The sequence below is a fragment of the Candidatus Nomurabacteria bacterium genome (assembly GCA_020631975.1).
Taxonomy (GTDB): domain Bacteria; phylum Patescibacteriota; class Saccharimonadia; order Saccharimonadales; family CAIOMD01; genus JACKGO01.
Map to the genome: position 1 here is coordinate 250480 of JACKGO010000001.1, position 24279 is coordinate 274758.

The window sequence follows — 24279 nt, forward strand, 5'->3', positions numbered from 1 at the left end:
GTACAACCATAGTAATCCTATTGTTGTACGGCATCAAACTACCACCAATTGTTTGATGCCCGCCCTGGGTCTGCAAACCCTACTTTTTGTCTAATACTTTCAACTTATATTGTGTATAGCGCTCTGCAGCAAGCCGGGTAAGTTCTGCGTCTTCGTCTTTATTTACAAAGCGCATTGCTTCTGACACCATCGGGTGTACTTCAGCAATTTTATCGTACATAATTTTTGCCAGTTTTCTATAACCTGGATGCCCTTGTGGGCTGGTACGCAGTTCTATAAAATGCATGGCTTCTCTGGCGTTCATGGTAGCCTTCCAACGCATTTTATGGCCAAATAACGTAGCATACTGTGATTCGGTGATTTTTTTGGCTGCTACCAAGTTACTATGTAGTTCTAGGCTTGTGTCAAATGAATCTAGGTAGGTTTCTGTCATGCCTGCCTTTTCTATAAGTTCGGGTATATCATAGCCATACCGCGGAGTTAACGGTTGCCAGGCAAGATCACTTACCATCCTATGGCGCTGTAAATCTCTAAATATGCCGTAATCACATACGATATCCCAACTATAAGTAATGCGTTCGAGCGCACGGCCAGGTTTGTGCCGGCGGTTAAGTCGCTCGCCAATATAACTACTAAATAGCTTAACCTTATGCTTGTATGGTAGATCAGCAATTGCTGCATTGGCTTCTTGCTCGCTCATTGTAGTGTGTTCGTAGACCATGTGCGGTACGACGTCTAGTTCATTCTTAGGATAGTAATGGGTGAGGGTTACTGCTGATTGATCTGAGCTGTAAGTTTCTGGTAAAAGTTTTTGAACAAGGGCATGCATTGCCTGTCTAGTGTCTGCCCGGTAGGCTACAGTTGCGCCCCCACGCTCTGGCTTATCTGCCCGTTCTAAAAAGGCTGGTATGATTTTGCGGGCTTCTGTAAGCAATGCTTTACCGCATAAACGGGCTTCTTTTGAACCATCAGCCATCAGTCTCATTATGAGACTTTCTATTGCTTGGCCCGATGCGTATATTCCAACGGTACTTTTCGTAGCAACTGGCAGCATATAACGGGCGGCGTCACAGGCTTGGGCACGAATAGCTGATCGCCATGCGCCATCACGCTCTTTTTGGGGGGTAGAGTCTGTTTTGTGCAAATAGTCAGTAATGCCCCGAACAGCCTTGGAGTAATTGTCAAATAATTGATCCATCGTTTTTATATATTGTTTTTTTGTAGCACTGCTGAGCGTTGTAGGCACGTAGTATTTATAACGACCGCTCGCATCTTTTTGGTCATAATAGATATACCGAGTTGATTGCTCTAAATAAGAAGCTAAACGCCCCCATTCAATTTGCTTGGTAAGTAAATTAGATGCGTTTTCTACTACCATGTGTATACCTACAAGCTGCTGGACAGAATCGTCTCCGTACGCTGTAACGACTCGTTGTATTAAGCCTTCGTCTTTACCTGCTTTATCTACGAATTCATCTAGCAAGGTTACGCGCATGTCATCACCACGGCGGCTCAGGCGTGCCATCGCGGCAGCTACAGTTACTTGGTCTAGCGTGTCGTTAAACGCATATACGTTTGATTCGTTGTTAGTGACAATGCTAGATAATTTTTGGCGTCCTGCATCTGTAATTGTTATTGGGTTTGCTGTTGTATCTAAATACGCTGCAGTTTGCGCATTAGGTTCATGACTACTTGGTGCACGTAAGATTGGTGGCGGGCTACTCATATGTACACTTGGTTGTGTTTTGGCTGGCTGTTTATTAAATAGTGCAGCGACATATTCCCATACATATCTAAATACTTTTTCAGACGATTCGTTTGCAAATACAACTGGGTAGCCTCTTTGTTTGGCTTCTACTAGATAGCCTGCCCTTACTCTATCTAGAAAGCCAAGGTCTAGGTTGTCAAACCGTTCACCATGTTTGCGACGCTTCATGCGCTTACCTAGTTCATCAACAGGAGCATCAAGAATTACTGTAAGATCTGGTTCCATGTCTCCGACAGCAAAATTTATAATACTGGTTATCGTGTCATAGTCTGGCACATCACCCCGGCCGTAATATTGTATCGCTAACGTGGTGAGGTAGTTTCTGTCTACTAAACAAATAACACCTTGTTCGCGGGCTTGTTTAATAACTTCTAGCGACAACGCACGAGCTGCGTTATAAAGTAGCACCTCTGCTCTGGTATTAAGTGGATAGTTTGGATCTTGTGTAATCTGGCGAATAGCACGGGCTGATAAATGGCTTTGACTATCTGGTTCTCTGAACAAGCGGACTGCGTAACCATATTTTTGTAGCTGACGGGCGATTAGTTCTATTTGTGTAGTTTTACCAACTCCTTCTGGGCCTTCAAGAACAATATAATAGCCTTTACTCATACGGAACTCCTTCTATTCTTTTTGGGAGTGACCGCGAATCTTGCCATGCTTTTGGTAGCATCTGACTCGGTGCCCAGGTTTTAATAATTTTATTAATGTCGGTACCCTGCTGATATTTTCCGCTAAAGCCACCGTTACGGGCTTCGCCGTAACTACCATCTACTGGGCCCGTATCATGAAATATAATTTGCCCTATGCGTTCACCCACAGGTATAAGTACTGTTTCGTGTTTATTAAGGTTGTATATTTCTAGGGTTAACCGATTAATATAACCAGGGTCTATCCAGCCAGCGTCAAAGCATACCGCAATACCATTACGGCCCCAACTAGAGCGGCTTTTAAGCTCGCACGCCCCAGGCGGTTTAATACCAAAAAACTCATGACTATGGGCTAAAATACGCTCGCCTGGTTTTAATGCAATCACCGGATGTTCATCTGGAATGTTTTTTACTGGCAAAAAACCATTTAGGGTAGCCCATTGAGCATGAGGCATGGCCTTGTAAGGCCCTGCAAAATAGCGTTCAACGTCTTCTCTATCAAATGGGTTATATATGGTTCTGGTGTATTGCAACTCAGTTTTGTAGTAGTGATAGCCAAGTGTGATATCTAGACTTGCTTCACTGACATGCTTTGGTTCGTACGGCGCACAAATAATGTGCCCTTGTTCTATGGCTGCTCGTATTTGCGTATTACTAAATACACTCACTTCATTACCTCGTCACATTATTTTTTGTTTCCCACCGCTTAGTGATTAGTATAGCAAATAGTTGCTAATATACTACACACGCTTCTTTTTAAAAAGCGTGTGTATGCACTAATTTTTTATAAAGTGACGGCTATTTAGATTTCTGCAGTATCTATTTTAACGCTTGGGCCCATAGATGTCGTAATATATATACTCATCACGTAATTACCCTTTACCGTAGCTGGCTTTGCTGCTTTAATGCTAGCAAATACGGTTTTAGCGTTTGATACAACTTTATCAACACCAAAGCTAACTTTACCTATACCAAGATGCACAATCCCGTTGCTGTCTACGCGATATTCTACTTTACCACCTTTGGCTTCTTTGACTGCTTTGGTAACATCTGCTGCTACAGTGCCACTTTTAGGGCTCGGCATTAAACCTTTTGGTCCTAAATTGCGCGCATATTTACCAAGTTTTGGCATTACGGCCGGTGTAGCAATTAATACATCAAAGTTAAATAATCCCTTATCTAATTGCTGCAAGAATTCTTCTGCACCAGCAATATCTGCACCTGCTGCTATGGCTTTTGCTACGTCGTCTGCTTCTGCAAAAACAGCTACTGTTACTTTTTTGCCTGTACCTTCTGGTAGAACAATACTCGCCCTAATATTCTGATCTGCATGTCGTGGGTCAACCCCAAGTCGTACATGCAACTCTACGGTAGCATCAAACGCAGTAGTGCTTGTAGCTAGCGCTACCTTGGCAGCATCTTGCAAGCTGTAGAGTTTTGTTTTATCGATAGATTCAATTGCTTTACGGTACTTTTTACCTTTACGCTCAACAAGACTTCTCGTAACTACTTTCTTTTTTACAGGTGTAGTTTCTTCTTCAGACGCATGGGCTTTTCTTTCTTCTTTCGCTGCTTTTTCTTCTTGCTCTTTTAAGCCTTTGGCGCTTCGCTTACCAGCCTTAGCTGTTTTAACATCTTCTTTTGCGAGTTCTGCCTCTGCTTCTACAATAACTTCTGCAATTTTTTCGGTTTCTACCAATTCTTCAATTTTCTTGGTAGATTCTTTTGCTGCCTTTGCCTCTGCAATGGCTTGTTCTATTTGCACAATAGTATTTTTTGCAGTAACACTTAGTTTAAGCTTTTTGGCTTCTGCAAGTAATGCTTCTTTTTTAGATGGTTTTTTGGCTTCTGCCATAATTATTCTCCTTTGTGGTACAAACGGCTCTATTGCCTCCCACGATTAATATTCCTAGTAACTATCGATGCAAAGGCGCAACACCAAGCCTGCCAATATTCTTAGCACTTTTTTCGTAAGCTTTATGCAATTGCGCTTGGTAGTAGGCTTCTACTATTTCTTCATATGTCAACGACATAAATTGCCCATAAGTAGGTTCTGGCTGGATTGCTAAGTAATATTCAATCGCCTGCGCTCTACGTAGAAATTCTGTTTTTTTGCTTTTATCTAATTCGTATGTAGCAAAACCTATTGCAGTTTGCCGATAGTCTTCTAGTATTTTCTTGTGGTCGATGTCGGGTTGAGCGATTTCTGGTGTGTTAACAACTGTTGTGTCACGCTGCTGTGGAACATGTTTTGTTAAATTATCTATATCAGTAGGATTTTCTTTCTCTACTCCATCATCGAAGGTGCTAGTATTACTACCATGAAAATGATTGCCTGTATATGCTGGGTAGCCTGGTTCTCCTGGTGCGGTTGTCATATTAACCTTCTATCTCCACACCCATGCTGCGTGCTGTACCAGCGACAATTTTTTTAACGGCTGGTATGTCTGTCGTGTTCATGTCGCCTGCTTTGGCTTCGGCAATTTCAGTTAAAGCTGCATCGCTAAGCTTTTTGCTGACTTTTTCTGTATTGGGGCGGCCAGAACCTTTTTGAATACCCAACTTAGCACGAATAAGGTCGTCTGTTGGAGTGCCCACGATGCGCCATTCCATAGTGCGGTCATCGTAAATAGTAATATGCACGGTAAGCATTTGCCCCATGCGGTCTTTCGTTTGTTCGTTAAACGGGTTAATAAAATCCATCATATTAACACCGTGTTGGCCCAGGCTACTACCTACTGGTGGTGCTGCACTTGCTTGGCCACCTTTAATTTTCATTTTTAAATTGGTTTTTACGGCTTTTGCCATATAGTAAACTCCTTTATAACGAGTTTTCTGCTGCGTAGTGCGTAAGCGTACTAACTCTCCTTCTTAATATTAGAAGTGCGTAACCGATATATCGTAACAGTTTTAATCTGTTTTGTCTAGGGTAGTTTCATACTCACACGCTATAGTACCCATTACCGCAACCTTAGCAAAGTCTTTGTCTGAACGTGCAAGCTCGTTTGCCCAGTTTGCCCATACGTTTATGTCATTAAATGGGTCTGTATTTTCGTGTAATACAACCATAATTTTTAGACTTTTTTGACCTGGAGGCTGTCTAGTTCTACTGGTGTTTCGCGACCAAACATATTTACAAGTACCTTAATTTTACCTTTTTGAGTATCTATTTCGCTAATACTACCGTCAAAGCCTTTAAATGGCCCATCAACAATGTTTACTACTTCGCCAACAGAGTAATCTATGCGGTGCTTTGGCTGGTCTACACCCATACGTTTTTTAATCTTATCCATTTCGTCTTCGCTCACTGGTGTCGGTTCGGTACCACTGCCGACAAAACCAGTCACGTTTGGCGTATTACGCACAACGTACCATGCATCATCAGACAACTTCATTTCTACAAGCACATAGCCCTGAAAAATGCGTTTTTCTACAACTTTACGCTTGCCGTTTTTAATTTCTATTTGCTTCTCTTTAGGCACTAATACTTGGAATATCTTATCGGCCATTTCTAGCGTTTCTGCACGCTGCCGAATACTAACGGCAACCTTTTCTTCGTAGCCACTGTATGTATGAATCGCATACCACTGGCGACTAGAATCGTACCTATTTTTACTCATCGTAAAATTATCTCCTTTACTACTTTGCTAAATACCAGATCAAGCACTTGCACAAATATGGCAAACACAATCGCAAATGCTATAACTGCCCCTGTTTTACTGGCTGCTTCTCGCTTTGTTGGCCAAGTAACTTGTTTAAGCTCTCTCCACGATTCTGTAATAAACTTCGGTATAAATCGTACACGCTTCCCTAGTACCCGACCCACTTTGTTATCGGGTGTTTTAATCGGATGATATTCTTTTGCACCAATACGACGCAATTTGCTCAAAGGGCGATGAATCGTTGCCTTAACCTTTGCAGATTTTTTAGGCTTACTTTTTTTAATTGATCCCTTTTCTGCCCGCTCACGTACCGTTTCTGGCATTTTTTTCTTACGTGGCGCCTTAGCTTGCTTTTCGGTTGCCATTAAGTCTCGCTCCAGTCCTATTAAAAAAGCCTAAAGTACAATAACTTTAGGTCGTCACTGTCAATATAGCACGTTTGTATCACTCAAGTCAAAGCATAAATCGTGCTAAGCTATAGTATATGCTTGTGCTTGTTTCAACTGCATTTCTTGTTACGAGTATTGTTTTTGAGGCTCTATCATTTTTAAGAGTTGTGCAACAGACGCGTTCTAAACATACATTGCATATACTGGCGGTAGCTACCAATGCGATATCAATAGTATTTATGTTTTTTGTAACGTGGCAATTTGCATTTTTATTGTTGTTTGTATCTTTGTATCGCTTTATAAATATAGCTAAAAATATTACCGGGCGCTTACCAGAACTGCATTTACGTTCGGTTACCTGGCAATCTTTTGTTGTTTTGGCTACTTTGCAGCTACTAGTGCTGTGTGGGATATACGTACAACAACTCAATCTTATGCAGGTTAGTGTGCAAGACATAAGTATTGGGGTGGCAATGCTTTCTTTACTAAGCGCAGTCGTTATATTGTATGCATCGGTAGCTAACATATTACGTAGTAAACCAGTAGCCACTCGTGTGCTGGCAGATTCAGACTTACCTACACTTACTGTTGCTATTGCAGCCAGAAACGAAACACCAATGTTGGTAGACTGCTTAAATTCTGTTGTTGCAAGCGACTACCCAAAACTAGAAGTACTTGTATTTGACGATAATTCTCAGGATACAACAGCAGATATTATTAAGTCATTTGCACAAAATGGTGTACGTTTTATTGGGTGGGAGCATACTCCAGGTGATTGGTTATCTAAAAACAGAGCGTATCAAACGCTCCTAGAACACGCGTCTGGCGATTATGTATTTTTTATGGGTGTAGACGTCCGTCTAGAAACGTCATCACTACGTAAAATTACAGAACAAATACTTGCAAGAAATGTCTCTATGATTGGTTTAGTGCCTAAAAGAGTAAAAAGCGGGCTGCTTGCTATATCTATACAACCCATGCGCTATTGGTGGGAAATTGCCCTACCTAATAGATATAAAAAAAGACCCCCAGTTCTTAGTACTGCGTGGATAGCACATCGTGCAGCGCTTATGCAGCTAGGGGGCTTTTTGTCATATAAACGTAGTATTATTCCAGAAGAGCACCTAGCGCGAAAATTTTTTAAGCAGTCATCGTATGCGTTTGTAAGAACGTCACCCACATTGCAGCTAACGACTCAAAAAAACTTTATGAGCCAATGGGACACCCAAGTGCGCACTCGCTACCCACACGCTCATCGTCGGCCAGAAACAGTGCTCATGCAAACTCTACTACTGCTACTTATTACATGGCCATTTATAGCGTTGCTGTTATGTGTTGTGGCACAGGCTGACCAACTACTCTTACTCCTCATTAGTGCGAGCATTGTCTTACTTATTACTTCGCATGTTTGTATAAATAGCATTACTAACCCAGTTGCTAACTGGTTTGCACTTATTAACTTTCCTATAGCGATTAGCCTAGATATACTCGCGCTGCACGTTTCTATGTTCCGCTACGAATTTGCAAAAGTTATCTGGAAGGGGAGAGACGTCGCTCCCAAAAAGCTCGTTGTATATACTGAACTACCTGCCCTTTAATTAGTCTAAATTAGGAAAATATACAGAAAAAGTAGAGCCTTCGTTAACTTCGCTTTGTAAATCTACTTCTGCATGAATAAGCCGTGCTAGCTTCATGGTTACATAAAGCCCTAGCCCTGTTCCGCTACTTTGGCGTGTACGATAATCTTCGCTTCTAAAAAACTTATCAAATACTTTTTGTTTATCTGTCTTACTAATTCCAATGCCCGTATCTGTTACGTCAAAACGTACTCCACCGGTTTTTTTATGTGCGCTAATTTCTATAGACCCTGCTTGCGTGTATTTTATTGCGTTGGTAACAAAATTTTGCAAAATTTCTTTAACATAAAGCTTGCTTGAACGTAACAATTCTAAATGCGGGTCGGCTTTTATGGTTAGTTTTAAACCTTTTTCTTCTGCCTGGCGTTGGTATGCTTGCTTTAAGTCCTGTAAAACGTCATGTGCATTGATAGCTTCTATTTCTGTGGTGAGTTTGCCGCGCTCGGCGCGAGACAATGTCGCAAGATCATTTATCATACCACTCAAGAAAATTATTTGGTCATACGCTGCTTTTAAGGACGTGCTTACAGAATCAGGAACATTACTAGCGCGATCAACAGAAAACTGCGCATTGCTTATATTGCCCTCTGCTATCGCTATTGGCGTACGAAGTTCATGACTCACAACAGAAATAAATTCGTCACGTTCTTCTTCTAGACTTTTTTCTCTGGTGATATCGCGCATTAGTATTACATGGCCACGCTGGCCTCTGATTGCATACCCTAAATGCACTGGTGCAATACTTAAATATAAATTAATAGTTTCGCCGTTAGGGTACTTTAGGCGGACATCACGCGTTGTAAATTGCGTTCTGGTTCGATCTATCAACTGCTCTACATCAATAATCTGATTATTTTTATCTAATAAATGCAATAATGCACGAATTCTTTTACCATTCAGACCTTTGTTAACATCAAGAATGTTCAGTGCCGCACCATTATATATAACCACCTTCTGGAGCTCATCTACTGCAATTACCGCATCTGCCATGCTGTTTATAAGCGCAGTTAGCCGTTCGTGTTCGAGCGCAGCGGTAGAAGTGTTGGTAGATTGGTTCTTTTTTGGTGTTGTGCTCATGCTTAATTGTAATTATACCCTACTTATACATAGAAGGCGTGAACACCTGGCTGTAAGGCTTTTAATTGCTTTCGTAGCAATATATAGTCTGGCGTGGTACTGGCTACTTCGTCCCAAAATTGCGTACTATGGTTCATGTGCTTGGTGTGTGATAATTCATGCATAATAATGTAATCTATGATTTCCCATGGCAACATTAATATATAGCAATTAAATGTAAGTTCTTTTTTGTTAGAACACGATCCCCAGCGTGATCTGAGTGGTTTGCAATGAACGCTCTTGTACGAATAGCCAAACTGACGAGCTAAAAAATCTACTCTGTCTGGAATAATCTCTTTGGCTTGTTTATTTAATGCCCTTTTCATCGCTTTTTTAGTAGCTATTACGTATGCGTCTGTTTGGTTTTGCACGTCTTGTAGCGGTGCATATACATATAAGGTACCTGCCTTGAGCCGCGTGCGAATGGTATCTGAATCAACTATTTGCAGTGTCAATCGCTTGCCAATAGCCATTCCGTTCGTAATAGTAATTGGTGCTATTTTGTTACGTTGCTTTACCAACCAAGCAGCGTGCGATTTAACAAAGTATACCCCAGCGCTATATGGTAAATAGTACGGTTGCGATACACGCACCTCGCCACTAGAATGTATACGCATAGAAATACGTTTGACACCCCGTTTTTTTGTTATACGAACGTGTCCAATATCAGCGATATATTCGCTTTTTGTTGTTGCCATACTTTATTGAATAGATATGTTGCGCCGCGAATAATCTACTCTGCCAGCTTGTGCTTGCGCTTTAGACACCAGATTAACTAGTTCTGGTTTGGCAACTTTAAACGCTGCATCGTCACTTTCTGCAACGCCTAGCTCAAGCAGTTTTCTAACAATAATTGATTTATGGTTAGGGAATAGATGCTTGCCACTTACTACCACGTAATCTTCGTTGCGTGGGTTTTGCATTATGTGTACATACTGCTTAAACTGATCAGGACTTAGTACAGATGCATACTTGTCTTCTGCTTTACGTTTATCACGGTTTTTACTGCGTGCCCACGCTGTTTCAATATCAACTTGTAGCCAAATCATTAGATCTTTTGCATGGTTTTTCTTGGCCAGTTCACGGAGTTCTTTTCTGTCTGCAAATCTACTAACAGACATATCGTAAATTACACTTTTACCAGCCTTTAAAAATTCTTCTGTCATGTAATTCATCAACTGGCCAATAATCTGAATTTCGGTTTTATCATGACGTGGGTCTTCAAATAGTTCATAGCGCAAGCGGTCGCTGCTAACTACAACTATGTCTAGCTCGTTGCTTAGATTATGGCTCAACAAAGACTTACCAGAACCTGGTATGCCATACAAATAAATTAGTACTGGGCGCTTTAATTTCGTTTTTGACATCCATTATACGATACCATATTTTAGCCAATTGTTGTAGATGTCGTCTAGAGTAGCGTGCTATAATATGCTAGCGTAAATTATTCGCATTTAGGGGAGTAGCTCAGTTGGTAGAGCACTGGTCTCCAAAACCAGTGGCCGCAGGTTCGAGCCCTGTCTCCCCTGCCACGTTTTTATATTATCGCTATTTATGATGCTTTTTCTGGGTATTTTTTTACTACCAGATGCTGTAATGTAATTACCGGCCACCTATTATTTTTTGATTTTTAATATCATCTACTTTATGTACAGCTTCTGCTACTGCTTCTGGTGTAGTTTCTTGTGTTTCTATATGGTAGGCGTTACGGAAAGACAAACTGCCCAGTGATTGCAAAACATTAGTTATTTGCTGTGCTTTGGTAGACTCTACGCCACGTAAGCATAATATTCTGTAGACATTACTTGCAGTCATGCTGCCGGTAAACTCTTTTTCTACAACTGCGCCACGTGGAAATATACCATAAAAAGCATCTTCTGTTTCTGGTATGCTGCTATGATTTTGGCGTCACATAGCAGTGTGGCTAGTAGCAAATATGTGGGTGCCGGCATCGTAAGACGTTTCTATAACGTTTCTTAAAAAGCTTCTATAGCGGGCAGATTTTGCGTTAGATATTTTTTTACGGCGCCCGCCAGTATATACAACATAATCTGCATTATCTAGAACAAGCGCTCCATTTTCTTTAGCTTGTGCTAGTTGTGTAACTAATTTTTGAGTTTCTGATCTGCCTTTTTCGCTAGAACCATTAATATGGCAAATAATCTGTAAGCAGTCTTTACCAAAGCGCAGGCTATCTTGCAACACATCTTCTGCTATATGGCTCTTACCAGCACCTGGTTCACCTGATAGTAGTAATCCCGTTTCTTCTAGCGCACTTACATAGTCTGTTCTATCATCAAACCACGGCACGTATTGTGCATCGCAATCATTTTGGCCTTGGCCATACAATAAGCCATAACCATTAAGTTTATTACTATATATCATAGACGGTTTAATACTTGCGCAATTGGTAAATTGCTAGTGTTTAATTTACTTAAATATTACTATATATTATAACATATTAAAAAGTAGCCTAGGTATACGTTCTATGTGTACTTAACGTTTTTTACTTATTTGCATTACGCGCAATAGGTGTGTTTGTACGGATATAGTGGCAGGTGTAGCCACCTGGATTTTTTTGTAAATAGTCTTGGTGGTAATCTTCTGCGCTATAAAATTTAGTTAGTGGCTCAAGCTTGGTAACAACTTTATTTTTATATAGACCCGACGCATTAACAGCATCTATAACTTTTTTTGCAACAACAAGTTGTTGGCCATTTTTGTAAAAAATGGCCGAGCGGTAAGAACTACCAATATCGTTTCCTTGGCGGTCTTTAGTTGTTGGGTCATGAATTCTAAAAAAGAAGTCAAGCAAATTTTCGTAGCTAGTAATTTTAGGGTCATAAATAATCTGTATGGCTTCGGCGTGGCCAGGGTGATATTGGTACGTAGGGTTTGCGTTTTCGCCACCTGTGTAACCAACTTCTGTATGAGTGACGCCTATCTGCTCCCTAAAAAGCTCTTGCATTCCCCAAAAACATCCCCCTGCTAAAACTATAGTTTCCATACATTAAGTATCTCATAAATAATAATGTGTGTAGCATGGACGTATATTTGATTTGTTGTTTGTTTGCATATTTTAATACATTGAAAGATATTTATTCACTCATTTGTTTGTGAGACCCCACATTTATACAAGACGGGCTGGACCCGGCAGATTGTGGGTAGAGCTTATTGTTATACAGTTTTATATACTTTATGTGGTGTGTGTTTACGTTTGTAATGTATAAAAATGCCTCGGTATGGTTACACACCGAGGCATTTGCAATTTTTATATAAGGTTATTAATTTTTGTAGCTTTTAGCACCTACTAAGATTGATGCAGATGATACGACTGCTAGGACAATAAGTACAGCTATGTACACTGCTATGCTAGAGCCTGTGTAGGCAAGCTTTGCACCTGTAGCAACGGTTGGTACAGAAGCGACAGTTACTGCTGGGCTTTCTGGTGTTGGATTAGGTGTAGCTTGCGCAAGCGGAGCCCACTGCTCAATACCAACTCGGTCGGTAACTTTAGCAAAAAGTTTTGTAGTTAAGTTAAATGTTGCAGTATATAGTGGAGTGACATTATTCTTTTTAAAGGATTTACTTTCGTTCTGTTGACCATAAACCGTACCAATTAGTGAGCTGTTATCTGGTGAAAAATAGGCTGGAATAAACATCTCATCTTTTAGTTCGCTCAGTGGAGTAGCACTTCCATCAACTGTACTAATAAGGTAGAATTTGCAGTGGTTATACGAGCTAGATTCTCGATTTGCAAGCATTCCGTAAGCTGATAAACAGTCGAGCGAAGATGTTACGTCAGCAACAAGTACTGACTTGTTGTCTGGGGAAACATCTAGAAAGTATTCAGACATATTTTTAGTTGTAGTCAATTGCTGACTAGTCGTTTCGCCAGGTAATATGTACCAAATATCAGTATTGAACCATGTAGTTTTACTGTAATAGATTGTGCCGTTATCTGCATAACCTGCGTTTATATATACATCGCTAGATGGTCCAACAATTGTTGTTGGTGTACCAGATTCATTGTCTATAGCAACTATAGCTGCTTTAGGATTATCTATTTGGTAGCTGTACTGCGTAGCTAACACTGTTTCGCCGTCTGGTGAATAAGATAAGTTATTGACCCAGCTTTTTGATGGGAACCATTTCGTTCCATTAACTAAACTATCTAAATTAGTTAGTAAGTCTTGTCCCTCAACTACGTTGCCGTCTCCATCGGTTGTAACCTTATTGACTACAGCGCAAGTTTTTTCATATTTTGCACAATCGGTTGTAGATTCCACTCCGTAAGCGATATCGTAATTACCTTCGGCTGTTGGTGGTGAAATACCAGCTGCAGTGATTGTATCATCTTCTGTTGCAGCTACTTGCTCGTTGGTACCATCTGGCCCAGTTGTAATGACCTGACTGACGGTTTCTTCTTGAAGTATAACTCCTCTATCCTCGGGATTAACGCTGTTTTCATTTTCTGTTGGTACTTGATTGTCTATATAGACAATCGGTCCATTTTCTCCATCTATGGCAGCTGCTGCAGATGGCGAATACGCCAAAAACCCCACGGCACAAGCTGCTGTTGCAAAGAATGGAATAATAAACATCCCTTTTCTCATCACGAGCTCCTTGTTTAATAATTTTAGTCTATGCCTATAGATAGTACTTGTCAAATATTTTGTTTTGTTGTATGGCTATAGTTCTTATGCTTCTTGTAACCTGTTAATACTAGCCAGATTTGACTGCTATTATTTATGACAGATTGTTATACAATACAGCTATATGAAATCTCCTAAACGAGTGACCAATAAACGTGCACTAGCAGGTATTGCATTGGGCTTAGTGTGCACTGTTTTCGCACTATACATAAGCATTTTACTCCTTTCACCACGGTTACCGTCTATTCCTTATGTATCTGCTTCACCAATTGACCTAAACACGAAAGATGACGAAAACGATAATAGAAATCGGATACAAATAGAAAAAATTGGTGTAGAAGTACCGTTTTACACAGGTAACGAAGACGTCTTAGAACTAGGCGCATGGCACAGACAACCAGAAAACGGCAACCCTGCACAGGGTGGAAATTTTGTATTGGCTGCTCATAGGTTTGAAATGGGTAATACACCTGGCCAAACAAGAACAAAATCGCCATTTTATAGAATTGACACTTTAGAATTAGGTAACAACGTAAGAATTTTTTACGAAGGCCAGTGGTATGATTACACAGTGAGTAAAAAATACGAGGTACCAGATAACGCTCTTTATATTGAAAGCACAAGCGTAGAACCAAAACTAACGCTCTATAGCTGTTCAATGAGAGGACCGGCCGCCGGCCGTTATGTTATAGAAGCCTCACCCAATACAACACGCTAATGTTTTTTGTAAGTTTGACGTAATGGAGTATGCTAGTAAGTAGACATACATTAAAACCAAAACATACAAAAAATGCTATACGGAAACGAAATACGTCGTCACTATTATTTGCCTAAAACGGTTATTGTGGCTCCACGCAGATCTGCCAGGCCAACTTCTTTCACAGAAAGCATTACTGTGGCGAACCAAGCTGCGTGTGTACTGTGTAATAGCCACGAAGAGTGTATGTACAGTGTGCAGTCTAGCGATGGGTGGGTAATAAAATCGGTACGTAACCCATATGGTGCCCTGACAGAGCATCAAAAGCACGCTTATGGATACCAAGAAGTAATTATTGAATCCCCAGCCCACATCACTAATTTTAGCGACCATTCAGTATACACCATAAAAATGCTGTTAGACACCTATGCGCATCGTTCTGATGCTCTTAAAAAACGACCCCACATTCGCTATGTATCGGTATTTAAAAACAATGGCCCGCATGCTGGTGCAACACTGCAACATAGCCATAGCCAAGTGTTTGGCTTTCCATTTGTACCAGAAAAAGTGCTTACAGAAGTCGAAGCACTTGCCCATTACAAGCAAAAGCATGGCAACTGTGCAATATGCGATGTTATTCGAACCGAGCTTACGGACAATGTGCGGGTTGCTTACGAGCTAGACCATGCTATTGCGCTATGTCCGTTTGCTTCAGAATACCCATATGAGCTGCTGATTATCCCTAAAAAACATTCTAGCAGTTTGTCAAAACTACACGATGATACTAAATATGACATGGCTACGCTGCTAAAAATGTCTATACATATGCTAGACATGCAAAAACTCGATTATAACTATTACATTAATGACATGCATCACGCTGGCACTCATACCTACATACGTATAACGCCACGCATTGGCGCACCAAAAGTGTTTGGAGGATTAGAAATGGCGACAGATATTACCGTGAATTCTGTACCCCCAGAGCGTGCGGCTAAGGAGTACCGCCAGCACGTTGGTTCCCTGTTGCCTGCTCAACACTATGCCATTGCAAAATAATATCGTTTAGAAGCTGCAACGTCTGTTGCTTATCTGGCAGCGTGTTATCTTCGTAGTAGTGATTAATATCAAAAAGGTTTTCTTTGGCAGACAAGCATATAAGATCATCTGCCAGCACATGCATTTTATCTACCGCATCTACAGATGCTACAGGTGTAGCCATAACGAGTTTTTTATAGTGAATTGCCTTTAAAAAGTCATACACCATATCAAAACTGGTACCACTAAGGGCTCCATCTGTGACGGCTATGACAACCCTGTTTCTAAAATAACTTGGTGATATTTCACCACCTTGCCCCAACACCACATGCATATTACGTATAGATTCACGCTTTGCTTGCTCTATATGGTTACGGTATTCAGACTCAAATTCTTCTATTTCACCAGTAGAAAACGAGTTGTTATGTATAAATCCACCTTGTTCGTTAATAATACCGACCATTGTCCGGCCATCTGGTAAATAAATATCTTTTGTTAAAAGCATGGCAATGAGACTATGGAGGTTTCTGGCGAGTTCTGCTCCAACCAATACTGCCCCTGGTGAAAGTGCTAAAACTATAGTGTCTTCATACCGATATTTTTGGGCATACTGTGCAATAATGGCCCCTGCCTGAGCGCGCGATTGAAAGTAATTATAGCTTGGGTTTTGCTGCATATTAAGTGTTTAAATTATAGCAGTAATATTTTAAGTTTATATAATTACAATTACGCAACAATTTATAGACTTTTTCACATCATTTATGGTTGTTTTTACGCTGTAAGAGTACTATACTAAAAGCATAAACATAACAAAAGGTTAAAATACCAAAAATATGAAGGTACTTATGCTTGGGTGGGAACTGCCACCGCATAATAGCGGAGGGCTTGGTGTCGCGTGTTATCATATGTGCAAAGCACTGTCTCATAAAGGGGTAGATATTGAATTTATCGTGCCGTACACTGCCCCGCACGATGATATACATTTTATGAAGGTAACCCCGGCTACGCCTTTTAATGTCAAGGAAATCCAAAAAGGTGGCATGGCCTATGACAGTTTTAGCTATATTTATAACGATAAATCTATAGAGCATATTTCTATCCATGAGCAAACAGAACGTTACGTCAAATCTGTCGAGGGTATTACTACATTAGGTGAATTTGACATTATTCATGCGCATGATTGGCTTACTTTTCGGGCTGCGCTCCGTGCTAAAGAAATAAGTGGCAAGCCGCTAATCACTCATGTACACGCGACCGAGTTTGACCGCGCTGGTGGTAAATCAGGCAATCCGCTTGTACATGAAATAGAATACATGGGGCTTATGTTGGCAGATAAAATCATTGCCGTCAGCCAACATACAAAAAATGTAATTACCAAAGAATACGACATTCCACAAGACAAAATAGATGTTGTACATAACAGTATAGACACTGCTATATACCAAGACCTAGACCCCCATAACGCCTACCGTTATTTAGAAAAAATGAAGTCCCATGGCTACAGGGTAGTGGCGAATGTTGGCAGACTTACCGTACAGAAAGGTTTATATAACCTACTGCTCGCAGCCAAAGATGTCGTTTCGCGCTCACCTAAGACCATTTTTTTGATTGTTGGGTCTGGTGAACAGTATCAAGAATTATTACAGCTTTCGGCCGATTTAGGCATTGCTAAAAACGTCGTGTTTACTGATTTTCAAAGAGGTAAAAATTTACGTGACGCTTTTGCAATTGCCGATTTATTTGTAATGCCAAGTGTTTCTGAGCCATTTGGACTCACACCACTAGAAGCAATAGGCTATGGGACGCCCGCACTTGTTAGCAAGCAAAGTGGTGTTGCCGAGGTTATTACCAACTGCTTAAAAGTAGATTTTTGGGATGTCCAAGAAATGGCCAACCAAATACACGCCGTTGTATCACACGATAGTTTACGTGACGAACTTCACACCCAAAGTTTTGCAGAATTCATTAAGCTATCGTGGGACGCTACAGCACATAAGCTTGTAGGCGCATATACGCAGCACGTTCAACTTGTGGGGGCTAAGTAATGAAGCAAGCTATTAGCCTTTACTTACACGTTCATCAGCCCTACCGTATTAGACATTACACTATATTTGATGCCGGAAGCGACCATCAATACTTTAATGACGCAAGCCCGCACGCACTAACCAACAACCGGTTTATTGTTGAAAAAGTGGCCGAAAAATCATACCGACCAATGAACGCGGTGCTCAAAGAATTATTAGACACAATAGAAGACTTTAAATTTAGTTTGTCTATACCTGGTATGCTCATTGATCAACTGGCCGAGTGGGCTCCAGACGTACTATATTCTTTCCAGGAACTCGTAAAAAGTGGCCGAGTAGAAATTGTGGCAGAAACCTACCACCACAGTTTGGCCTTCTTTTATTCGCGTGCAGAATTTGAAGCCCAAGTACTTATGCACCGCCAAAAAGTCCAAGAAGTGTTTGGTGTAACCCCTACGGCATTCCGAAACACCGAACTTAGTTACAATAACGATTTAGCTTATTGGGCAGATAAAGCGGGTTATAAAGCCATAATTACAGAAGGTTGGGACCCTATTTTAGGATGGCGTAGCCCTAATTTTGTGTACCGTCCAGCTTACACAGAAAATATTAAATTACTACTTAAGAATTATAAGCTAAGTGACGATATTGCGTTTCGGTTTGGTAACCAAGAATGGGAAGAATGGCCCCTCAGTGCCGAAAAGTATGTATCGTGGCTTGGTGCAGCGATGGATAATGCCCAAGTATTTAATTTGTTTATGGATTATGAAACGTTTGGCGAGCACCAATGGGCGAGCACAGGTATATTTGATTTTATGAAAGCCATGCCACATATATGGAAAAATAGCCGTGATGATCGCACGTTTATGACTATTAGCGAATCTGTCTATAGCTTTGAAGCCAACGATTATGTTGATATACCGCAAACAATTACATGGGCCGACACTGAACGAGATTTAACTGCATGGCTTGGTAATAGTATGCAGCACGAAGCAATACATGCCATATATCAGCTCGAAGATAAAGTACTACGTTGTGGTGACGCCGATATCGTGGCAGACTGGCGTAAACTACAAACCAGTGATCATTTTTACTATATGTGTACCAAATGGTTTAAAGACGGTGATGTACACGCATATTTTAGCCCTTATACCAGCCCGTACGAAGCGTTTACGAACTTTATGAATGCGTGGCACGACTTGCAGTTCCGCCTTGCAGAGAAAGGGTTTGTTTAAGCGTGGCTAGACCAGTCATGCTGAGTAATGGCCAGCTAATGGTTGGCTTGAATGAAGCCGGCTTAGTCCATGATTTTTATTACCCATATGTGGGGTTAGATAATCTTACAACCGCCAGAAGTGTGCACCATAAAATTGGTGTATGGGTAGATGGTACGTTTTCTTGGGTAGATGATGATTCCTGGCAGGTAGATATTCAGCTAGAAACAGATGCGCTTATTGGTAGAGTAGAACTATCACATGAAAGTCTTGGCATAAAAATCAGCACAAAAGATTTTGTAGACACGCAAACAAACGCCTTTATACGACGCATATCAGTAACCAATGAAAGTAATACTCGCAGAGATATTCGTCTGTTTATGCATCAGGTTTTTGAAATATCTAAATCTGGCCGTGCCGACACAGCTTTTTATGAACCTGACGGTAATTACATTTTAGATTATAAAGGCCGTTGTGCCTTGCTTATATGTGGGCAAACAAAAGACGGTCACTCTCTAGACCAATTTGCTGTTGGTAATTACGGCATAGAAGGCAAAGCTGGTACTTTTATTGATGCAGCTGATGGTGAATTGTCTGGCAACGCCGTAGAACATGGTGGCGTAGATTCTGTCATACGGTTTTCTATACCGCTAGATCCACATACAACGGCTGAAGTTGACTATTGGATTATTGCGAGTAGCTCACAGTATGAGTCACAAGCTATCCACGCAGATTTTTTGCGACACGGTATAGATAAGCGTGAACAGATTGCCCGAAATACATGGGCAAAGTGGTTAAAACAGGGTGACAGCGCACTAGAAACAATTGCGCCTGAGTATCAAGATCATGTAAAAAAATCATTGCTTGTCATTAAAGCACATATAGACAAACGAGGTGGTATTTTAGCGAGTGGTGATAGTAGCATATTTAATTATGGCCGAGATTACTACTGTTATGTATGGCCCCGCGACGGGGCATATGCTATATGGCCACTTATAAGAATGGGTTATTACAAAGAAGCGATTAAATTCTTTGAATTCTGTCGTGATACGATGCATAAAGACGGCTATTTGCTCCATAAGTATCAGCCAGATAGAGCAATTGGGAGTACCTGGCACCCACTGGTGCACAATAGTCGTTCGGAGCTGGCAATACAAGAAGACGAAACTGCAATAATCCTTATAATGTTGGGTGAATATTATGATTATAGTAAGGATGCCGAATTTACCGAATCGCTGTATGCCACATTAATCCAGCCGGCTGCAATGTTTATTAGTAAATTCATAGAAGAAGACACAAACTTGCCGCATGCGAGCTACGATTTATGGGAAGAGAAATTTTTAACAACAACCTATACCACTGCTACTGTTATACGCGCATTACGGCGAGCAAGTAGCTTTGCTGACCAGTTTGGATACCCAGACGACGCCGTTCAGTGGATGCAGGTTGCAGATAGTATAGAATCATCACTCCCCTTGCTGTACGACCCTGATAGGCAAGCGTATCGTAAAGGACTTCTGCGCCTGCCAGATGGTAATCTACAGTTTGATAACACGTTGGATATGTCCACGTTATACGGACTTACCATGTTTACAAAAGTAAAATTAAACGATCCAACAGTTGTTCACACGGTAGAAGCTATAGAAAGTAACCTCGTTAACAAAACTATCGGTGGAGTCGTGCGATACGAAAACGATAACTACATGAAAACATCAGAAGATGCGCAACCGAATCCATGGTTTGTGTGCACATTATGGCTTGCGCAGTATTATGTACAGAGGCAACAGCCAGATAAAGCCAAAGAACTCATAGATTGGTCACTGTCACATAGCCTAGATAGTGGCATACTAAGTGAACAAGTACACCCAGAAACCGGCTATGCGGTGGGCGTTGCTCCGTTAGTATGGAGCCACACTGAACTTATTAATACGATTCTTGATATTAGCGGAACACAGTAAATATCCGCTACACGATAACGTAGCGGATGCTATAACTGCTACGACTTTAGGCTATTTCTTTCGTGGTTTGACTACGTTACGGCCTAGGTTCTTGGTCGTTTCTACATAGACGGTGTGACGCCGTACTACAGGATTGTACTTGCGCAGACGCAGTTTGTCTGGGCTATTTTGAGTGTTCTTACGGGTATAGTAATGCCGATGTCCCGTTTCTTCACACACTAATCCAATTGTTTTACGCTTGGTTGATTTTTTTGCCATAATTAATTAGCCTCTACATACTTTCAACTTATTATTTTACTGCAAATACCCTTTAAAAGCAATAGTTGGTTCAGCTCATTGCGCTTTTGGCATAATGAATAAACATAATATATATGCAAGTACAATGGTACCACCAGATAATACACCAAGTACGACAGTAGCCACTCTAACGACAGTAGCATCTATATTAAAGTATTCGGCTATGCCTCCACATATACCAAACAATACTGAATTTGTGCGTGAACGATATAACTTTTTCATATTTATGGAGCCGTTGTCGGGATTTGAACCCGAGACCCCTTCCTTACCATGGAAGTGCTCTACCCCTGAGCTACAACGGCATCATACGCTGTGCTGCCCATCATTTCTTGCAGCAACCCTAGGTTGTGCCTATTATCTAATAGATAGTCAGCATCAATATTGCCAAGGGGATTATGCTCTAAGCCATGTGTTGACTGAGTTTCTGCAAAACGATGTGGATCATAATTACTCATATATGTGGTGCAGGGTGTAGGATTCGAACCTACGAAGGCATAAGCCAACAGATTTACAGTCTGTCGTGTTTGACCGCTTCACTAACCCTGCATAAAGAGTATGTAGCTTGAGGTCAAGTACTACATACTCCAATTGTATTGTTAAAACACTTCCCTGACTACCCTCACGGCAAGTCAAAGGGTTTAGGCGCTCTCGCACTGCGCCCAAGAATAACCAATGTTATTCTGGAGCCGACAGAGGGATTCGAACCCACGACCCGCTGTTTACAAAACAGCCGCTCTGGCCACTGAGCTATGTCGGCACTAATAGATACAATTAGCCAATGAGTATCGTATCAAACATAGGCGCTATCTGCAACTGTTAAACGACAACTCTCTTGGGTCGGTTGATTGCACGCGGGCGACCGGCTTTTTTTGTTTCTTTACGTTTAAGTTTTTTCTTTAATGCTGCAAGCTTTTCATCCTCACCGTGGATTTCGTAGGCTTTAGCTAACAACACATAGGTTTCTCTGGCTGGCTCTAGTTCTACTGCACGCTCTAGCTCTTGTAGCATTTTTTTATCATTACCCAACTTTTCTTGGACTTTAGCATACGCAATATGACGCGCTGCGAGCTCTTCTTCCATGTCGAGTGCTTCTTCAAAAGCAATAGACGCCTTGGTATAATTACCGGTTTCGTAATAAATAAGCCCCAAATTATGCAAACTAGAAGCACTTTTTTCTATAGACGAGGCGATTTCAAAACAATCTATAGCGTCGTCGTACTCTTTTTGTTTTGCATACAAAATTCCTAGGCGATTATACGCTGCAGCGTTTTTTTCATCTATCTTTAGTATTGTAAGTAAGGCTTTTTCTGCTCGCAATAATTTATTTTCGCGCATACCCTGATGAGCGATTTCCCAAAGCTTGCCTAACTTTGCACCTACTTTTTCTGGTATATCTTCAATTTCGTCAGTACGAACATACGCAGTCCGTATAAGCAACGCAGCAATAACCACCAAAACTAATATAGATGTCATTGCATTCTATTATAACACTAAAAATAGCCGATCAAGCACAAGCTTTGCCGAAATATTACGTTGTATCTGTGTATTAGCTGATTCTATAGCGTCTAACCTATTGAGCCACTGGGTATATGAGCGTCCTGCTGTCACTGCGTGGGTTAATGCAGCATTGCAGGTTAAAAACAAAGCATCTAGCAGCGTAGCTAGGCTCGTAGCATCTTTGCTGAGTGTATCTACTTTCGCCAATCTATCAATGAACGGTTCACTGAGAATTTCTTTGGCTTGTTCAATATTTTGTAATATATCACTCGATTGGTCATTATTACGTAGTGCATATAGAAGCCCAATCCTGCCATCTGCGATTGCTATATACTTATTTGCGTCTGCGCTAGTCATGTTTGATACAAATGCTTGCTCTTGTGCATGTGTCGGTGGTACATAACGAATTTTTAATAAACGTGAGCGAACTGTCACAAGTAAACCATGCAGCCTACTAGATGTAAGTATAAAAAGAACGTTTTCTGGTGGTTCTTCAAGGAGTTTTAAAAAATTGTTTTGGGCTTCTATGGTTAATATGTCTGCGTCTGGAATAATAATGATTCTATACGCAGCACTTTTCGTTCTTAAAAGTACTTTTAGCTGCTTGATTTGGTCTATACCAATTGTTTTTTTATCTTCTAAGGGGTGTATGTACATGATGGTTGAGTGTGTGCGTGAATTTTTTATACCCAAAGCTAAATACGCTGCGAGGGTTTTTTTACCAGAAGATTGTTTGCCATATATTAATACAGCATGCGGCGGATGGGCAATATACGCATCTATATGCCGTTTCACTATTGGGTTTATAACAAGATCACTCATAGTTTAGTACTAAATACTGGTGGAACTGGTGCAGTAAAAACTGTACGTTCACCACCAGGTAATGTTATTTCTAAGCTTGCTGCGTGCAAATACAGCCTGTCTGCAGGTTCGCCGCCGTACAATCCATCACCTACTATGGGGTGTTTTATGTATTGTAAGTGCACTCGTAGCTGATGGGTGCGCCCCGTTAATGGGTGCAATTGTAAGGTGCTATACGTTTCGCCACTCTTCACTACTTTGTATTCTGTTTTTGCTTCTTTTCCTGATGGGTCAGGCCGAAACGTTTTAGGGTTTTTGGGGTTTCGCGCTAATGGTACATCTATAATACCAGCTTCTGGTTCTACATCTTTTTGTACAATCGCTATGTACGTTTTATAGACATTACGCGATGAAAACTGTTTTTGCATAAAGGCGACGGTTTCTGAATTTTTGGCACACACCATGACACCACTCGTTGCTCTATCTAACCGATGCACAATGCCAGCGCGTTCACCATATAGGCCCGATACCCTGTCACGTACAAAACTTGCCACCGATGCTTCATCCCAGTAACGGCCCCGTGCATGACTTATTATGCCTGCTGGCTTATTAATAACAATAACGTTAGCATCTTCATACACTATAGGAAGTTCAATGACATCGGCTTTTTTGAGAATTTCCGATACATCTGCATCAATTGCAACGCCAGGTTGAATCCTGTCACCTGCCTTTATAGTAACGTCTGACTTTGTAATTTGTTCCATATCAAATAATTTAGCCAATGCTGCTCTTGAGTATTCAGGATAAGCACTCGCCAATAAGACATCAGCTCTTTGAGCGGTATTTAGATCGTTTATAATGGTTTTCTTCATACAA

28 protein-coding genes and 4 tRNA genes are annotated in these 24279 nt (G+C 41.0%); 7 read left to right on the top strand and 25 right to left on the bottom strand.

Annotated features, from left to right (window positions below):
* Window positions 1–79: 79 nt before the first annotated feature.
* From tmk to secE, 8 genes are all read right to left on the bottom strand, one after another.
* Entirely contained in the window at window positions 80–2380 is a 2301-nt protein-coding gene (tmk, locus tag H6795_01310) for a dTMP kinase (GenBank protein MCB9817162.1), read from the bottom strand.
* Window positions 2373–3086, bottom strand: a complete 714-nt coding sequence (locus tag H6795_01315) for a deoxycytidine triphosphate deaminase (GenBank protein ID MCB9817163.1) — start codon at window positions 3084–3086, stop codon at window positions 2373–2375. The genes tmk and H6795_01315 overlap by 8 nt, the downstream gene beginning before the upstream one ends.
* A 134-nt stretch (window positions 3087–3220) precedes the next feature.
* Window positions 3221–4273, bottom strand: a complete 1053-nt coding sequence (gene rplA / locus H6795_01320) for a 50S ribosomal protein L1 (GenBank protein ID MCB9817164.1) — start codon at window positions 4271–4273, stop codon at window positions 3221–3223.
* Between the two features lie 61 nt (window positions 4274–4334).
* On the bottom strand, window positions 4335–4796 hold the full coding sequence (locus H6795_01325; protein MCB9817165.1) for a hypothetical protein: 462 nt from the start codon (window positions 4794–4796) through the stop codon (window positions 4335–4337).
* A gap of 1 nt (window position 4797) precedes the next feature.
* On the bottom strand, window positions 4798–5226 hold the full coding sequence (gene rplK, locus H6795_01330; GenBank protein MCB9817166.1) for a 50S ribosomal protein L11: 429 nt from the start codon (window positions 5224–5226) through the stop codon (window positions 4798–4800).
* 102 nt (window positions 5227–5328) lie between these two features.
* Entirely contained in the window at window positions 5329–5487 is a 159-nt protein-coding gene (locus H6795_01335) for a hypothetical protein (protein MCB9817167.1), read from the bottom strand.
* A gap of 5 nt (window positions 5488–5492) precedes the next feature.
* Window positions 5493–6038: a transcription termination/antitermination protein NusG gene (gene nusG, locus H6795_01340; protein ID MCB9817168.1), complete on the bottom strand. Its 546-nt coding sequence runs from the start codon at window positions 6036–6038 to the stop codon at window positions 5493–5495.
* Window positions 6035–6445, bottom strand: a complete 411-nt coding sequence (gene secE / locus H6795_01345) for a preprotein translocase subunit SecE (GenBank protein ID MCB9817169.1) — start codon at window positions 6443–6445, stop codon at window positions 6035–6037. The genes nusG and secE overlap by 4 nt, the downstream gene beginning before the upstream one ends.
* Window positions 6446–6570: 125 nt before the next feature.
* On the opposite strand from secE, the gene H6795_01350 reads away from it, so the two are divergent.
* Window positions 6571–8067, top strand: a complete 1497-nt coding sequence (locus H6795_01350) for a glycosyltransferase (GenBank protein MCB9817170.1) — start codon at window positions 6571–6573, stop codon at window positions 8065–8067.
* On the opposite strand, the gene H6795_01355 is transcribed toward H6795_01350, so the two are convergent.
* The 3 genes from H6795_01355 to H6795_01365 are packed head-to-tail and all read right to left on the bottom strand — an operon-like array spanning window position 8068 to window position 10589.
* The gene (locus tag H6795_01355) at window positions 8068–9183 is read right to left on the bottom strand and encodes a PAS domain-containing protein (GenBank protein ID MCB9817171.1); all 1116 of its coding nucleotides are present in this window, start codon (window positions 9181–9183) and stop codon (window positions 8068–8070) included.
* A 23-nt stretch (window positions 9184–9206) separates the two neighbouring features.
* On the bottom strand, window positions 9207–9920 hold the full coding sequence (locus H6795_01360; GenBank protein ID MCB9817172.1) for a M48 family metallopeptidase: 714 nt from the start codon (window positions 9918–9920) through the stop codon (window positions 9207–9209).
* 3 nt (window positions 9921–9923) lie between these two features.
* Window positions 9924–10589, bottom strand: coding sequence for an ATP-binding protein (locus H6795_01365; GenBank protein MCB9817173.1), 666 nt, complete (start codon window positions 10587–10589; stop codon window positions 9924–9926).
* 89 nt (window positions 10590–10678) lie between these two features.
* Between H6795_01365 and H6795_01370 the strand changes: the two genes are divergently transcribed.
* A tRNA-Trp gene (locus tag H6795_01370) sits at window positions 10679–10754 on the top strand.
* Window positions 10755–10824: 70 nt separating this feature from the next.
* Here H6795_01370 and H6795_01375 read toward each other — a convergent pair.
* The 4 genes from H6795_01375 to H6795_01390 form a co-directional block, all read right to left on the bottom strand.
* Window positions 10825–11037 carry a hypothetical protein gene (locus tag H6795_01375; protein MCB9817174.1) on the bottom strand — a complete coding sequence of 71 codons (213 nt, stop codon included), beginning with the start codon at window positions 11035–11037 and terminating at the stop codon, window positions 10825–10827.
* Between the two features lie 93 nt (window positions 11038–11130).
* Window positions 11131–11607: an ATP-binding protein gene (locus H6795_01380; protein MCB9817175.1), complete on the bottom strand. Its 477-nt coding sequence runs from the start codon at window positions 11605–11607 to the stop codon at window positions 11131–11133.
* 121 nt (window positions 11608–11728) lie between these two features.
* Complete coding sequence (msrA, locus tag H6795_01385; GenBank protein ID MCB9817176.1) at window positions 11729–12229, bottom strand: peptide-methionine (S)-S-oxide reductase MsrA; 501 nt, start codon at window positions 12227–12229, stop codon at window positions 11729–11731.
* A 277-nt stretch (window positions 12230–12506) separates the two neighbouring features.
* On the bottom strand, window positions 12507–13838 hold the full coding sequence (locus H6795_01390) for a hypothetical protein (GenBank protein MCB9817177.1): 1332 nt from the start codon (window positions 13836–13838) through the stop codon (window positions 12507–12509).
* 163 nt (window positions 13839–14001) lie between these two features.
* Between H6795_01390 and H6795_01395 the strand changes: the two genes are divergently transcribed.
* Complete coding sequence (locus H6795_01395) at window positions 14002–14595, top strand: sortase (protein ID MCB9817178.1); 594 nt, start codon at window positions 14002–14004, stop codon at window positions 14593–14595.
* A gap of 72 nt (window positions 14596–14667) precedes the next feature.
* Window positions 14668–15633 (top strand): DUF4931 domain-containing protein, encoded by a 966-nt coding sequence (locus tag H6795_01400; GenBank protein MCB9817179.1) that lies wholly within the window; start codon window positions 14668–14670, stop codon window positions 15631–15633.
* On the opposite strand, the gene H6795_01405 is transcribed toward H6795_01400, so the two are convergent.
* The gene (locus H6795_01405) at window positions 15569–16288 is read right to left on the bottom strand and encodes a hypothetical protein (protein ID MCB9817180.1); all 720 of its coding nucleotides are present in this window, start codon (window positions 16286–16288) and stop codon (window positions 15569–15571) included. The genes H6795_01400 and H6795_01405 overlap by 65 nt on opposite strands.
* 157 nt (window positions 16289–16445) lie before the next feature.
* Between H6795_01405 and H6795_01410 the strand changes: the two genes are divergently transcribed.
* Genes H6795_01410 through H6795_01420 form a run of 3 tightly spaced genes read left to right on the top strand, consistent with a single transcriptional unit; the run spans window position 16446 to window position 20808 of the window.
* Window positions 16446–17657 carry a glycosyltransferase family 4 protein gene (locus tag H6795_01410; GenBank protein MCB9817181.1) on the top strand — a complete coding sequence of 404 codons (1212 nt, stop codon included), beginning with the start codon at window positions 16446–16448 and terminating at the stop codon, window positions 17655–17657.
* Complete coding sequence (locus tag H6795_01415) at window positions 17657–18871, top strand: polysaccharide deacetylase family protein (GenBank protein MCB9817182.1); 1215 nt, start codon at window positions 17657–17659, stop codon at window positions 18869–18871. Before H6795_01410 ends, H6795_01415 begins: the two co-directional genes overlap by 1 nt.
* A 2-nt stretch (window positions 18872–18873) precedes the next feature.
* Complete coding sequence (locus tag H6795_01420) at window positions 18874–20808, top strand: glycoside hydrolase family 15 protein (GenBank protein MCB9817183.1); 1935 nt, start codon at window positions 18874–18876, stop codon at window positions 20806–20808.
* A gap of 51 nt (window positions 20809–20859) precedes the next feature.
* Here the strand turns inward: H6795_01420 and rpmG are convergent, their stop codons facing one another.
* From rpmG to H6795_01465, 9 genes are all read right to left on the bottom strand, one after another.
* Window positions 20860–21066: a 50S ribosomal protein L33 gene (gene rpmG, locus H6795_01425; protein MCB9817184.1), complete on the bottom strand. Its 207-nt coding sequence runs from the start codon at window positions 21064–21066 to the stop codon at window positions 20860–20862.
* 75 nt (window positions 21067–21141) lie between these two features.
* The gene (locus H6795_01430; GenBank protein MCB9817185.1) at window positions 21142–21327 is read right to left on the bottom strand and encodes a PspC domain-containing protein; all 186 of its coding nucleotides are present in this window, start codon (window positions 21325–21327) and stop codon (window positions 21142–21144) included.
* A gap of 5 nt (window positions 21328–21332) precedes the next feature.
* A tRNA-Thr gene (locus H6795_01435) sits at window positions 21333–21407 on the bottom strand.
* Complete coding sequence (locus tag H6795_01440) at window positions 21387–21560, bottom strand: hypothetical protein (protein ID MCB9817186.1); 174 nt, start codon at window positions 21558–21560, stop codon at window positions 21387–21389. The genes H6795_01435 and H6795_01440 overlap by 21 nt, the downstream gene beginning before the upstream one ends.
* Before the next feature lie 5 nt (window positions 21561–21565).
* Window positions 21566–21651, bottom strand: a tRNA-Tyr gene (locus tag H6795_01445).
* Window positions 21652–21786: 135 nt separating this feature from the next.
* A tRNA-Thr gene (locus H6795_01450) sits at window positions 21787–21862 on the bottom strand.
* A gap of 59 nt (window positions 21863–21921) precedes the next feature.
* Window positions 21922–22578 carry a tetratricopeptide repeat protein gene (locus H6795_01455; protein ID MCB9817187.1) on the bottom strand — a complete coding sequence of 219 codons (657 nt, stop codon included), beginning with the start codon at window positions 22576–22578 and terminating at the stop codon, window positions 21922–21924.
* Window positions 22579–22587: 9 nt separating this feature from the next.
* Complete coding sequence (locus H6795_01460) at window positions 22588–23424, bottom strand: hypothetical protein (GenBank protein ID MCB9817188.1); 837 nt, start codon at window positions 23422–23424, stop codon at window positions 22588–22590.
* On the bottom strand, window positions 23421–24275 hold the full coding sequence (locus tag H6795_01465; GenBank protein MCB9817189.1) for an RluA family pseudouridine synthase: 855 nt from the start codon (window positions 24273–24275) through the stop codon (window positions 23421–23423). The genes H6795_01460 and H6795_01465 overlap by 4 nt, the downstream gene beginning before the upstream one ends.
* Window positions 24276–24279 lie beyond the last annotated feature (4 nt).

Coding starts and splice junctions, on each gene's coding strand:
- tmk (MCB9817162.1), bottom strand. CDS start 2,380: ATGAGTAAAGGCTATTATATTGTTCTTGAAGGCCCAGAAGGAGTTGGT.
- rplA (MCB9817164.1), bottom strand. CDS start 4,273: ATGGCAGAAGCCAAAAAACCATCTAAAAAAGAAGCATTACTTGCAGAA.
- H6795_01325 (MCB9817165.1), bottom strand. CDS start 4,796: ATGACAACCGCACCAGGAGAACCAGGCTACCCAGCATATACAGGCAAT.
- rplK (MCB9817166.1), bottom strand. CDS start 5,226: ATGGCAAAAGCCGTAAAAACCAATTTAAAAATGAAAATTAAAGGTGGC.
- H6795_01335 (MCB9817167.1), bottom strand. CDS start 5,487: ATGGTTGTATTACACGAAAATACAGACCCATTTAATGACATAAACGTA.
- nusG (MCB9817168.1), bottom strand. CDS start 6,038: ATGAGTAAAAATAGGTACGATTCTAGTCGCCAGTGGTATGCGATTCAT.
- secE (MCB9817169.1), bottom strand. CDS start 6,445: ATGGCAACCGAAAAGCAAGCTAAGGCGCCACGTAAGAAAAAAATGCCA.
- H6795_01355 (MCB9817171.1), bottom strand. CDS start 9,183: ATGAGCACAACACCAAAAAAGAACCAATCTACCAACACTTCTACCGCT.
- H6795_01360 (MCB9817172.1), bottom strand. CDS start 9,920: ATGGCAACAACAAAAAGCGAATATATCGCTGATATTGGACACGTTCGT.
- H6795_01365 (MCB9817173.1), bottom strand. CDS start 10,589: ATGTCAAAAACGAAATTAAAGCGCCCAGTACTAATTTATTTGTATGGC.
- H6795_01375 (MCB9817174.1), bottom strand. CDS start 11,037: ATGACTGCAAGTAATGTCTACAGAATATTATGCTTACGTGGCGTAGAG.
- H6795_01380 (MCB9817175.1), bottom strand. CDS start 11,607: ATGATATATAGTAATAAACTTAATGGTTATGGCTTATTGTATGGCCAA.
- msrA (MCB9817176.1), bottom strand. CDS start 12,229: ATGGAAACTATAGTTTTAGCAGGGGGATGTTTTTGGGGAATGCAAGAG.
- H6795_01390 (MCB9817177.1), bottom strand. CDS start 13,838: ATGAGAAAAGGGATGTTTATTATTCCATTCTTTGCAACAGCAGCTTGT.
- H6795_01395 (MCB9817178.1), top strand. CDS start 14,002: ATGAAATCTCCTAAACGAGTGACCAATAAACGTGCACTAGCAGGTATT.
- H6795_01400 (MCB9817179.1), top strand. CDS start 14,668: ATGCTATACGGAAACGAAATACGTCGTCACTATTATTTGCCTAAAACG.
- H6795_01405 (MCB9817180.1), bottom strand. CDS start 16,288: ATGCAGCAAAACCCAAGCTATAATTACTTTCAATCGCGCGCTCAGGCA.
- H6795_01410 (MCB9817181.1), top strand. CDS start 16,446: ATGAAGGTACTTATGCTTGGGTGGGAACTGCCACCGCATAATAGCGGA.
- H6795_01415 (MCB9817182.1), top strand. CDS start 17,657: ATGAAGCAAGCTATTAGCCTTTACTTACACGTTCATCAGCCCTACCGT.
- rpmG (MCB9817184.1), bottom strand. CDS start 21,066: ATGGCAAAAAAATCAACCAAGCGTAAAACAATTGGATTAGTGTGTGAA.
- H6795_01430 (MCB9817185.1), bottom strand. CDS start 21,327: ATGAAAAAGTTATATCGTTCACGCACAAATTCAGTATTGTTTGGTATA.
- H6795_01440 (MCB9817186.1), bottom strand. CDS start 21,560: ATGAGTAATTATGATCCACATCGTTTTGCAGAAACTCAGTCAACACAT.
- H6795_01455 (MCB9817187.1), bottom strand. CDS start 22,578: ATGACATCTATATTAGTTTTGGTGGTTATTGCTGCGTTGCTTATACGG.
- H6795_01460 (MCB9817188.1), bottom strand. CDS start 23,424: ATGAGTGATCTTGTTATAAACCCAATAGTGAAACGGCATATAGATGCG.
- H6795_01465 (MCB9817189.1), bottom strand. CDS start 24,275: ATGAAGAAAACCATTATAAACGATCTAAATACCGCTCAAAGAGCTGAT.